We start from the raw sequence: 12,868 nt of genomic DNA, 5'->3' as shown, positions 1-12,868 counted from the left end.
AGTTTTTTTTTGGCATAGTAGTTACAAAGGGTATTTTTGGAAAAATCAATATTTACGGAGGTAATCGGTGTGAGTATTAACTCAAATCAGTTCCCAGGCCCACGACGTGATATTTTGTATTATCTGAAGCAGCATGGCCCGGCAACCGTTGCGGACCTCTCCTCACATTTGCAGATGACTGGAGAAGCTGTTCGTCAGCACCTCCTCCAGCTTACACAGGATAAATATATTCAGCGGCAACCTGAAAGAACCCCTGCTGCCGGTGTCGGACGGCCCTCTTTAAACTACAGTCTTACTGTGGAAGGAGAGCAGCTGTTTCCTAAAAGCTACGACAGACTAACTGTAGAACTGATTGACACAATAATAGCGCAACTAGGAGAGGATTCTTTAAAGCAGGTCCTTTCTAGCATGACGGAAAGTCGGGTACAACAATGGGAATTTCGGCTGCGAGAATTATGTCTTAATGAACGTGTAGCTGCTTTAAAGGATATTTATATGGAAAACGATTCATTTATTGAAGTCGAACAGAATGGGGAAGAAATTTTACTGATTGAACGGAATTGTCCGTTTGCAAACGTTGCAATGAAGCGACCGGCCCTTTGCAGTGTAACGGTTAACGTGCTCACAAGGTTGCTCGGACTCCGCGTAGTCCGGAAAGAAACCTTTCAGAACGGTGACGGCCGATGCGTTTTCAGCATTCTTTCCAATCAACCGATTGACACCGAGTCATATTCCTTTTTATTAGAAAAGTAATGCAATATGCTGCCATTTTTTCTCGATCATGCCTGGGGTAATATCCTCTTAAATTTCCATGTTTGCAAAAGAGATAACCATTTTTCCATCATAATCTAATAAGGCTGTATACGTACCTATACGTTTACCTTCAAGGCTCCACACTTGACTAACATCTATACCTTGCTTTTTTGTTTCTTCAATTAGCCACTGTACATGACAACATCCGTTCGGGTAATAGGTAAAAAGCAACCTAAAAATCTAAGTTTTTCCCATCGAAAAAGCCCATGCAGCGTAAGCACTTGCCACATGGACCACCTGGTTTCTATAGTTATTCAATACAAAATAACGAGAAGCTTTTTGCACACATACCAAATCAATACAGAACCCATACATCCAAAATGTATAGAAATTTTGTTGTTGAAACTGTCTATTTTTCCCTATCCCCGCTCGAATCCCAATGACATCAGGTCCTAATGGTATGTCTCTCAAGAATTCCCCAGGTCCCCCATCCTAAAATTCAACCAATAAAAAAATCACTAACACTTTGAGACTATTGATTTTCTTATTGGTTGAGGATTTAATTACTTAATCGCCTTACTAACTTTCAGCTTCTTTCCTTTGATTGTTGTTTTCTCCATGGCTTGTAAGACTAGCGATCCTTTTCCATTAAGAATATCAACATAAGACAAATGATCCTGGATAGTTATAATTCCAATATCATCTGCTGTTACTCCGGGAATTTTTGTAATAGTTCCAACAAAATCTACAGCTCGAATCTTCTTCTTTTTTCCGCCGCTGAAATGGAGTTTCATGATATCTTTGTTTATTCGGGCAGTTTTATTATTTTTCACGACTCGGCGGCCACTGATTTTCTCTTCAAAAGCAGCTGTTCCTCTAGCAACTTCCTGATGACTAGGAGCTTCTATAGTAGGTATCTCAAAGCCAATGTATTTTTCAATGGCTTTAAGAAATTTTTCTTCATAACGTGTCGCAAACGTAATTGCTTTTCCTTTATTGCCGGCACGCCCGGTTCTTCCTGTTCGGTGGACATAGCCCTCTTTTTCCATTGGAACATCATAGTTGATGACAAGTGTCACATTATCAATATCAATTCCTCTCGCAGCTACATCGGTGGCCACAAGATACCGGAAATTTCCCATTTTGAAACCATCCATAACTGCAAACCGTTCTTCTTGTTCTAATCCTCCATGGAGTCTTTCACAAGAATAATTGGATTCTTCCAATTCGCTAAACACTGTATCGACGTGTTCTTTGGTTCTGCAAAAAATGATACAGCTCTCTGGGTTTTCAACGATCGTAACGTCTTTAAGCAGTGAAATCTTTTCTTCTTCTTTCACTTCGATTAAAATATGTTCAATTGTATCCGTCGTTATCCCGGTAGCAGCAATCTCGATATTAATAGGATTTTTCATATATTTATGACAGAGATTTTCAACATCTTTAGGCAAAGTAGCAGAAAATACCATCGTGACTCTATTTGAAGGAAGTTCTTTTATAATCTCTTCTACCTCTTCGATAAAACCCATATTAAGCATTTCATCAGCTTCATCTATAATAAGATACTTTATTTGGTCTAAAATGAGGGTTCCTCTCTCGATATGGTCCATCATACGTCCAGGTGTACCGACGACTACATGAGTTCTTTGTTTCAATTCTTCTTTTTGTTTTGAAAAAGGTTCTTTTCCATAAACGGCCATAGCCTTAATCCGTTTAAACCTTCCAAGATTCGTTATATCTTCTCGAACTTGAGCAGCAAGCTCCCGAGTTGGTGTAAGAATCAATGCCTGTGGCTTTTTCTCCTCCCATTCAATCATTTCGCAAATAGGTATACCAAAGGATGCAGTCTTACCACTGCCTGTTTGAGATTTTACTACAAGATCTTGATTTTCCATTGCTACTGGTATTACTTCACGCTGAACTTCTGTGGGAGTTTCGTATTTTAACACAGCAAGTGCTTTTCTTATTTCATCGCTTAAATTAAAATCCTCAAAACTTCTTTCACTCATGTATTAACCTCGCTTTTTTGTATTATCCGACTTATATAGGATTCTCACAAAGAAATATCATATGCAAAATCTGACTATGGTTCATTATACTTAAAATGCCGGACAAATTGGCTTTTATTTTTAGTTATTAAAAATAACATACTGGATTGAACCAAGAATGGAAGCAAACCGTTCACCTAGGGAAACGAAACAATCCCCAAGGGTGTTAAGTAGCGGGAGTATTCATATCATTAATATTTCCCGAATGTCCTCTTCTGTAAGAGTAGACGACGCTTTCTCCTCAGAATCAATAATTTCTTTAATCAGATACCTCTTTTTTTCTTGCAGTTCATTCATTTTTTCTTCAATTGTACCACGGGCAACAAGCTTGATGACCTGTACAACATTTGTCTGACCAATGCGATGGGCACGGTCAGCTGCTTGCTCCTCGACTGCAGGATTCCACCACATGTCATATAGGATAACGGTATCGGCACCCGTCAGATTAAGGCCTGTACCGCCTGCTTTCAAGGAAATGAGGAATAAATCACGTTCTCCTGCATTAAATCGATTGCAGATTTCCACGCGTTCCTCTGATGGAGTGTGTCCATCAAGGTAGAAAAAAGGCAGCCCTTGAATTGCTAATTCTCTACCTATGAGCTCAAGCATTTTCGTAAACTGTGAGAAAATCAACACCCTTCTTCCAGAAAGCTTTGATTCCTCTACAATCTGCATCAGTTGTTCGAATTTCGCGGAGCCTCCTTTATAGCCGTCCACAAACAAGGCTGGGTGACAACAGACCTGTCGTAACCGAGTCAAACCAGCCAAGATTTTGATACGATTTTTTCGGAGTGTATCCTTGTCTAGATGCTTCAACGTATCCTCTCGCAGCTTCGCTAAATAGGCAGCGTACAGCTTCTTCTGATCAGGAAGCAACTCCACCGATTCCATCGACTCGATTTTATCAGGAAGCTCTAAAAGTACATCCTCTTTCAACCTGCGAAGCAAAAATGGACGGATCCTCCGAGCAATCGTTTCCCTTGGGAGATTACTGTATTCCTTTAACCCTAGGAATAGTTCAGGAAAGACAACGTGAAAAATTGACCACAGCTCCTCTAGTGAATTCTCCACTGGCGTACCAGTAAGGGCGAAGCGATTACCTGCCATTATCCTCTTCACTGCTCGTGCTGTTTGTGTCATAGGATTTTTAAATGCCTGCGCCTCATCAAAAAACACCGTGTGAAAGTCTTGTTTCTCAAACCACTTTATGTCTCTAAGTAACAATGGATAGGAGGTAATGACAACATCCATATCCGCTACATCCTTTTGTATCTTGTTCCGCCCTGTTTTATTGCCTTCAATGACAACAGCTCGTACATCCGAAGCGAATTTCGTAATTTCACTAAGCCAGTTATGCGTCAAAGATGATGGGCACACAATAAGGACCGGGAGCTTCTTTTTGCGGATGTCAGGAAGCTCCGATAGAATAAACGTAATGCTTTGCAGCGTTTTACCCAATCCCATGTCATCTGCGAGAATCCCTCCGAAGCCATAGTTAGCAAGTGCTTTCATCCACTTGTAGCCGTGCTTTTGATAGTCACGCAATAGCACTTCTAAACTCTTCGGCACTTCGAACTCCAAACTGCCCGGATTACGGATGTTTTCTAATAACTGACGAAACGATTCCTCTAACTTAAATGTATTACTATCATCAACAGAATCAAGAAGCTGAAGCCCCCGGACGATTGGTAAGTTCAAGCCACTTTCCAGATCCTCATTCTGGTCCGGAATTTCATTCAGAAAACGATTAATTTCTGCAAATTCCCATGTTTCCAACGAGAGTAGCGATCCGTTTGGCAAACGATAATACTTTCGTTTCTCCTCTAAAGCCAATAGAACCTCGCGTATATGTTTTTCAGGAATGCCATCCATTTCAAATTTGAATTCCAGCCAATTAGTCCGTTCTTTTTTGACCTTCACCCTAACTTGCGGACGGGCATTCCCCTTGGCAATCCGGTTTCTCACTGCTGTAGTTGCATATATTTGTACAAGCTTTTGAAGCTTCGGAACGACATGGTACAAAAACTCATACTCCAACTCTTCATTATGCAAAAAATATCCGCCATCTGTCTTGGCAAACAAGCTATCCTCCATCAGCCGAAGGATTGCAGCCTCCTTCTCCACATCCCTTATAAGCCTGGGGACTGCCCGGAGTTCCCTGCTGTCCAATGGATTAATCACCATATTTTCATAGTGAAACTCCAGTCCGGCAAGCAGACGATCTTTCACACGATCCAAGTATAGCTTGGCAATTAACGGTGTCTTCACCAAATTCTTAGGAATAGCTCCAGATATTTGAACATCTCCTAGTTTTTTCAAACCTGGAACCACTTTTTCCAGGAAAAAATCTATTTGCTCCTGAGGAATGGGAATTTGATTCGTTTCTGACGCATCTAGCATCTGTTTTAGATCTGAAAGACGTTGGCAGTCCTCACTTCTCAGCTTTACTAATTTTCCTCCAGATAGAACAGACCTATACGAATCGAGCACAATCAGATGATTTAACCCTTTGATCTTCAGTTGATAGCCTTTACCCTCAGTTTCTGCAAAGTCAAACTGTAAAGGAAGCAGTTCGTCCGATAAGTACAGACTGTCAAACGTATTTCCGTCGTACTCTAGCTTCACTAACGGTGCTCTTATAAGTAAAGGTATAAGCCGTTCCCAAGAAGATGGTGGAATAAATAACATGTGATTGCTGATGGTATAGTTGGAATTGTCCGGTAGTGCGTCAACATACACTTTTTCATCATGGACCACTTGGATAAGCTGCTGAATAATAGCATCCGTTTCTTTTTGAAAGCAATGAAGGCTTGGGTCGTATGTGAATGAAATAGAAAGCAAGCTGGGATTACCTTCTTTCACTTGCTCCAGAAAATCTCGGATATTTTGCACATTGGCCGGACCAATCTTAACTTCTATTCCGAACATATTTCGTCCCTTGCCCATCGTGACGGGTTTACACGTAAACTCTGCATCAAGTACTTGTCTGTTTTCAAAGTGAAGCTGATGGCCGCTTGATCGTATAGGCTGATCATTGAAAAGAGTCAGCAAATCTTCTGTAAGCGCCTGATTTGTTGAAGAGCCAGACTGACGTTCGCTTGGACCAATAGGGATTGTTCCTTGACGCTGATGCTCATAAATCGACAGTAACACGGCCGCAATGTGCTGACAATCTCTTTGAAAGGAAGCTAGCGCAGGGCAGCTGCATTTCGTGCGAAAGCCATCGCTCTCATTCTTTTCAATGGTTACATGGAAATCTTCCGTTCCTGTAACCGTTGCTTCACAATTATCAGGACTGTAATTTTCAAATGTTACTTTATTAGCGCAATAAAAAGCGTCTCCCCTTTTGAAGGAGACTGTACCGCACATTTCTTTAATGATTTTTTGGTTTAATTTTATCTTCAAGCAACCCGTTCCTTTCTGAGGATATTTCGCTTCTGTTAGCAAGGCTTATTTAGATGAAATTGGTATTTTAAATACATGGTGACAAATCTTCACACATAATTATAATCTAGTGTAGGTTACTGCAATTGTTTTATGGTAACATACAATAGGAAAGACTAATGAACAAGAGAAACTTAGATATACAGTTATAATGGAGTGATTATATGACTAAGGAAAAAGGTAAAAGCGGAACGGGAAGCGGAACAGGCAAGAAGGGTTGGAATCGCTGGCAGGCCAAAACTAATAAGGCTAAGAGTGCCAAACCTTATGTGAGTAAAGGTGTCAAAAAGACTACTAGCAATAATAAAGGCGGCACATCACAATAAATTCGTGATGATAAATTTCCGTAAGTTCGTCTAAATCAGGACAAGGAGCTTTCACATTACAACTCGCTCCTTTTCTTCTCTATCACAATAGTCCAAAAGAAACGCCTTCCCAATTCAATGTAAGAACCCACTTCCACTTGATAGTCATATCTAACCTCAATGTTGCCCATTCAACATGTCAACACCTGTTTGGTTAATAGGTAAAAACTAACCTAGAATCTGCTAAAAGGACACTTCGTACACCCCATGTATCGCAAACATTTCCGCATTTCTAAAAACTAACTATTGTTATTCTATAGGAAAGTTATAGGACTAGTTTCTCACTAATAGAAAATCTACATATAAATCATAAACAGAAATCCTATGGTAAATTTGTAAATGTTTTAGGTGAAGCATATCGTGAGCATAAAATTACTGAACGTGAGCTAGCAAGGATACAGATGCAAAGAGAGGTTTTATTAACGGAGATTCAGAGGAAATATGATTTATACGAAAAAGTGTTTGAGCGTATCTTTGACGAACGAAAAATTGCTATAAACAAATCATTTGAAGTGATTGATCGTGGCTTAGAAACAAATGATCGTGAGTTAATTAGTTCAGGGTTACAAAGTTTGAGTCGAGTTGTATCTAGCAGTCCGTTTGCTAATTTGCAACAACTATCAAGTGCTCTAGAGGGGAATAATATAATAGAGATTTAAGATAATATTATAAGTTTCATAAAAGGAAAATAAACGTATAACATTCATAGTAATAGCAGCTTACTTGCCATGTTGCTTCCAACTTTGATTACTTGCGCAATCAGTGCTGGAATCTCAGCAATGATTTTGCCCCGCTCTATACTCACTGAAAAGATTGCCCGACGAAATATTCACATTAGTCGTGACTACATGGTAGACCCATTAGAGCTCTGCCAGATTTCAGAAATTATGTCAAAATCCCTACTTAACGGTTCCGACAAATAAGACGATCGCAGAGATGATTGAAAACATACTTCAGCAAAATCATATATAAGCCTATCCAAGTATGTTTTGACATAAAAAAAAACACCCCAATAGTTAGATTTTTTGCCTAACAATTGGGGTTCAATTCATTGTATTCTTTTTGTTTTGAATAGGTATTTATCAACAATCCCACAATGAGGATTCTTTAGTCTTGTTGTTCACTCTCTTTTCAATCATGCATATTTTTTATTTGCTTGTAACCGTTACTGTATCTCCTTGAGTATCCATCGACCAACCAAGGATATCGACTGCAGACTGAAGAGGAATGTAGGTAATTCCTGTCGGACTCTTCCAAGTATTTGTTTCTAAATGAATTGGCTTTCCGTCCACAAACGCCGTATTTCCTTGTACTTTCCATTCAATTTGTTTCTCTGTTGTTTGAAGGAGCAGGCGATTTTCCTTTATTTGTGTGACAGAGCCATTCACGCTACGGGCAAAATCGTCTAACGGAACCATAACGTTACCCTTACTGTCAACAAACGGAGCTTCGCCAACGTGACTCACTCCTAGTAGAGCATTGTTTAGCCGCACTTTTACAGCAGTTCCATTAGCAGACTGGTTAGTCAAATCACCGTCGTTATACATGTAAGGCAAGAAGTTCGGGTGATCAAAATCAAACATGTCCAACATGTTATTGGCAGTAGCGTCCTTACTGTTCAACGCTGGCAACTTATAGTTCCACTCTAAGAACTTTAAAATAGATGAATGATCATATTGAACGTGACTCACATAATTCTCCTTAGCATAAGGAGATATCACTAATGCAGGGATACGCGGTCCATTTCCTAGAAGCCCGTCTTTATTCGGAGCAATAGAATTGGGAGCTACATGGTCATAGAAGCCGCCGCCTTCATCATATGTGACAATAATTGCTGTATCTTTCCAGTACGGGCTATTCATGATTTCATTAATTGTATCTACTGTAAATTCTTCAGCAGACGGTGTGCTTTGATTTCCTGTACCAGGATGCTCATCGTCCCCATATCCAGCCTTTATAAAGCTAACGGCAGGAAGATTTCCGCTTGCAATGTCCTGTGCGAATTTGTTGTAGTCCTTTAGGTTGTTACTATACTTCCCATCCTCATAGTTTTGGAAGTATTGGAATGGGTTGTGGTGCGGTGAATATTTCTTCGCTTCATCCGAAGTAGGATCTGCCTTTGCTGCATCCCATCCTCCAGCATACCAAGCCCAAGATTGGTTCGTAGCACTCAACTCATCCCCAATGTTTGGATAGGTGAGATTATATGTAAGCCCGTTCGTGCTGTCCCCTCCAAATGGACCATTTTTAGGGGATGGATCACCAGTTATTTGAGAGTTAGGGTTTGTGTTGCTCGCCGGTTCACTGCCATTTCCCGACTGTGCCGCTACTAAATAGAGTGCACCTGGTGTTGAAGGGCCATAGACAGGTTGGAAATAGTTATCCGCTAAAGCATAATGTTGAGCGTATTGCCAATAGGCCGGAATATCGTTGTAATCAAAATATGACATAGATAATAAGCCTTTGTCATTCGTATCGGTTGTTTTGCCGCTATCATGATTGACCTGATAGAACTTGTCCATTTTTCCGCCATCCACCATGGATATCATCGCACTATAGCCGTGATTTACATCTGTTTCTTGAATATCAGCTTTCCCCGCATCATGCCAAGGGTAAATCGGATTTCCATTTACATCAGGATTGTAAACAGCCCCATTAGCATCTCTAGTCACATTCCCTGTGACATACTTAAAGTTTCTAACATCCTGAGGCGTCCCATTAAGCGGCTTGAATCCGGGTGCATAAGGATAGGTACCGAAGTAGTTATCAAACGTACGATTCTCCTGAAAAATTACTATGGTATGTTTGATTGGTGAAGCTGTCTTTGCTTCTACAGAAGACATTTTTGTTTCTGCAGAAGATGCCTTCGCTTCTGCTGCATGTACGGGTAACGTACCAAACAAAGGTGTTGCTATAATCGATAATGCCCCCAAAGATAATGTAAAATTACGAAATCCTCTTCTCACCTTGACTCCTCCATAACGTGATTTACTTTTAATTAGATTAACAAATCAAAGATATCAACAATATGTAAAGTTTCCTTGATGATTTTGTCATTTATTTGTAAATCCTATTTGACGATGAAAATCGCAAACCCCTTCTGCTTCCTTTTGAGTTTTTCCCTCCATAGCCAAATAAACAGATGTAATCCCCATACATGATGTTTTTGTTTTTTGCACACAAGCTAGAATGGGTAAGGCTATATAAGCTAATAATGCCACTGGTCTCTTATTCTTTTATTCTACCAACCAGTAAAATCAAAACACTGAATCTATATACGTAAATTTAATCAAATAAAATATAATTTACATTAACATAATACTAGGTTAATAAATCGAGACTAACCTACTATCATATCCAACAAATAGGGGGGAAAATTTTGAAAAAGAAAGTCAGAAACAAGAAAAGACTGCTTAGTGGAATTGCCTTGAGTACTGTACTGATAGGTTCCGCTGGTGTCTACGCTGCACAAGAAAGTGGTTTTGGAAGCAATTTAGTTGGTGAACAAGCAGATGGTTCAGTTCAAACACCTGTTAACCAATTAATCACACCGGCTGGAAAGCAAATTGAATTTGGCGGTAACCCCATTTCTGTTGCTGTTCATCCAAACGGAAAAACAGCTGTAACCATGGTTGGTCGTAATAATTACGGCGGTAAAGGTATCAATGTCGTTGATCTTGCGACAGGAAAATTAATGCTCAATGATTTCGATTTAGGCCTTACTACAATGTGGGGATTGGCTTATTCTAAGGACGGAAATCAACTTTATGCAACTGGCTCTAAGGGCGGTAAAGGTAAGGTTGTCGTAATGTCAATTGATGCGGACGGAAAACCAGCTATCCAAAAGACTTATACTCTTCCAAATGCAGCTGTTGGCGGAAATATCAACCCGCTTGACCTAGCAGTGGGACCACAAGGCCAGCTATTAGTAGCCCTTAACCGTGACAACAGTCTTGGAGTTATGGATCCACAGACGGGTACACTCACTGCCAAAATTGCAGTAGAAAATGCCCCAACAGGTGTGTTAGTTGATGGAAATACAGCATATGTTACAAACCAAGGCGGCCGAGTAGCTAAAGCTGGAGACACGACTGTTGACTCTTCCGGGACTCAAGTTGTAGTAGATCCTAAAACAGGGGCAACTTCAACAGGAACTGTTTCTATTGTTGACCTAACAACCAACACTGTTACAAAAACCATTGATGTGGGTATGCAGCCTGAACGTATGACACAGTCAGGTCAGTACATATTCGTAACCAATACAAACAGTGATACTGTTTCAGTTATTGACACGAAGACAAACACAGTAGTTCAAACGATTGATATTAAACCATATCCTGATGCACCAAAGGGATCTGCACCAAACGCTGTAAAGGTCGTAGATAATAAGCTCATGGTAAGCCTTGGCCGCGATAATGCAATTGCTGTATATGATTGGCAAGGTCCTGAAAAAACGCCTGAATTGCAAGGTCTCTTACCGACTGCTTGGTTTCCAGTCGATATAGCGGTGGATTCTGCAAATAAAAATCTCATAGTGGCTAATGCGGATGGAATTGGTTCCCGTGGACCAGCGCGTAATCTAACAATTCAAGGAATTACGGTAAGTGGCCATTCTTCATATGCACAAATAGGATCTCTTTCATTGATTCCATTCCCTACGGCTGAAGATCTTGTTAAGGGAACAAAACAGGTTTATGCCGACAATAACTGGTTTGGCTTAAAGAATCTCAACGCGGCGCCGCGTAACAATAAACAACCTGTTGCTATGCCAGAGCGAGTTGGTGAGCCATCTACTATTAAACACGTATTCTATATTATTAAAGAAAACCGCACGTATGACCAAGTGCTTGGCGACTTAGGAAAAGGGAATGGAGAACCAGCCTTAACGCAGTTCCCTAGAGCTGTGACCCCGAACTTCCATAAACTAGCCGAAACGTACCCGTTATTGGATAATTTCTATGTTTCAGGTATTCAGTCAGCAAGTGGACACCAATGGGTTATGCAAGGAACGAATACAGATTACGAGGATAAAGAAACAGATTCAGCTAATGTCCGCAGCTATCCGGGCGGCGCTGGGGACCCAATGGCCTATGCACCTACCGGCCATTTATGGGATCAAGCCATTAAACATGGCGTATCTGTAGAAAACTTTGGGGAAGACACGACTGGTTTTACCGGTTCAGCACCATTTGGCACTTGGACAGATTGGTACAATGATTACTTAATCCTGTCTGGACAAAAGCAAGGGGATCTTCATGTTCCAATTGGCAACTATTCAGCAACATATGATATTCCATCCCTTGGACCAATTACACATAAAACATTCCCGACGTTTGATACGAATATCCCTGACCAATATCGATATGAAATTTTTAAGCAGCAATTTGAACAACACGTAAAAAATAATGACCTGCCAGCACTAACCACAATGTGGGTAATGGATGACCATACTGCCGGAAGTGCTACAGGCTCCCCAACACCACAGGCTATGGTAGCGGACAATGACTTGGCAGTTGGTAAAATTGTTGACTTAATCTCCCACAGCCCCTACTGGAAAGACTCTGTCATTTTTGTAACTGAAGATGATGCGCAAAATGGATTAGATCACGTTGACGGTCATCGCGAGCCAGCTTATGTGATTAGTCCTTGGGTGAAAAAAGGAAGTACTAACAGCCACTATTGGACTGTTATCAACATGGTTCGCAGTATTGAGCAGATTCTCGGTCTTCCAGCCATGAACCAAAACGATGCAGCGGCAGAACCTATGAGTGAGCTCTTTACGGATCATCCAGACCTTACACCATATACATTTGAACCAAACCAAATCCCGCTTGACACATTAAACGGACAACCGGATGCAAATACCGCAGCTCTTGCCAACACAGCTCAGGTAACACCAGAAGCAAAGGAACTTTCGAAACAGTGGACAGAATGGTCCAACAAGAATAAAGATAAATTAACTGGTAAACACGCATCACCAGATGAAATCAACGCAAATATGCTAAATCACTCAGTATGGTATGCTACAAAAGGGTTTGACAAACCGTATCCAGGTGAAAAGAAGGTGCTTACACCAGATGAAGTGGAGAAGCAACCTGAAAGCAGTGCACCATCTCCTGCTGACAATAACTAATAGCTCTTTCTAATGCCCTGCTGCAAAATGACAGTCGGTAACGTAACAAGTAGCTACCCATAAGGGGTAGCTTTTGTTATGGAAGATACTATCTAAGCCGGGTATCAGCGCTGTGCACAATTGGG

Annotated in this window: 8 protein-coding genes; 4 read left to right on the top strand and 4 right to left on the bottom strand. The window is 40.7% G+C overall.

The window, feature by feature from the left end:
* The first annotated feature begins 69 nt into the window (after positions 1 to 69).
* Positions 70 to 753 (top strand): helix-turn-helix transcriptional regulator, encoded by a 684-nt coding sequence (locus EP737_RS00820; RefSeq protein WP_165350637.1) that lies wholly within the window; start codon positions 70 to 72, stop codon positions 751 to 753.
* 563 nt (positions 754 to 1,316) lie between these two features.
* Here EP737_RS00820 and EP737_RS00815 read toward each other — a convergent pair.
* Both EP737_RS00815 and EP737_RS00810 read right to left on the bottom strand, forming a co-directional pair.
* A complete protein-coding gene (locus tag EP737_RS00815) occupies positions 1,317 to 2,762 on the bottom strand; it encodes a DEAD/DEAH box helicase (RefSeq protein WP_129726031.1) in 1,446 nt (481 codons plus the stop codon).
* A gap of 222 nt (positions 2,763 to 2,984) precedes the next feature.
* A complete protein-coding gene (locus EP737_RS00810) occupies positions 2,985 to 6,206 on the bottom strand; it encodes a DEAD/DEAH box helicase (RefSeq protein ID WP_129726030.1) in 3,222 nt (1,073 codons plus the stop codon).
* A 203-nt stretch (positions 6,207 to 6,409) separates the two neighbouring features.
* Between EP737_RS00810 and EP737_RS00805 the strand changes: the two genes are divergently transcribed.
* Together EP737_RS00805 and EP737_RS00800 are read left to right on the top strand one after the other, a co-directional pair.
* Positions 6,410 to 6,571: a DUF3934 family protein gene (locus tag EP737_RS00805; RefSeq protein WP_129726029.1), complete on the top strand. Its 162-nt coding sequence runs from the start codon at positions 6,410 to 6,412 to the stop codon at positions 6,569 to 6,571.
* A 440-nt stretch (positions 6,572 to 7,011) separates the two neighbouring features.
* Positions 7,012 to 7,269: a hypothetical protein gene (locus EP737_RS00800; protein WP_129726028.1), complete on the top strand. Its 258-nt coding sequence runs from the start codon at positions 7,012 to 7,014 to the stop codon at positions 7,267 to 7,269.
* 489 nt (positions 7,270 to 7,758) lie between these two features.
* On the opposite strand, the gene EP737_RS00795 is transcribed toward EP737_RS00800, so the two are convergent.
* Together EP737_RS00795 and EP737_RS25905 are read right to left on the bottom strand one after the other, a co-directional pair.
* On the bottom strand, positions 7,759 to 9,576 hold the full coding sequence (locus tag EP737_RS00795) for an alkaline phosphatase family protein (protein WP_129726027.1): 1,818 nt from the start codon (positions 9,574 to 9,576) through the stop codon (positions 7,759 to 7,761).
* Between the two features lie 87 nt (positions 9,577 to 9,663).
* Positions 9,664 to 9,831 carry a hypothetical protein gene (locus EP737_RS25905; RefSeq protein WP_205650844.1) on the bottom strand — a complete coding sequence of 56 codons (168 nt, stop codon included), beginning with the start codon at positions 9,829 to 9,831 and terminating at the stop codon, positions 9,664 to 9,666.
* Positions 9,832 to 9,989: 158 nt separating this feature from the next.
* Between EP737_RS25905 and EP737_RS00790 the strand changes: the two genes are divergently transcribed.
* A complete protein-coding gene (locus EP737_RS00790; RefSeq protein WP_129726026.1) occupies positions 9,990 to 12,743 on the top strand; it encodes a bifunctional YncE family protein/alkaline phosphatase family protein in 2,754 nt (917 codons plus the stop codon).
* Positions 12,744 to 12,868 lie beyond the last annotated feature (125 nt).

The organism is Ectobacillus funiculus, from assembly GCF_004138295.1.
Classification (GTDB): Bacteria; Bacillota; Bacilli; order Bacillales; family Bacillaceae_G; genus Ectobacillus; species Ectobacillus funiculus.
Note: the sequence above shows the minus strand (reverse complement) of the source record. Positions and strands in the feature narration are given on the sequence as shown.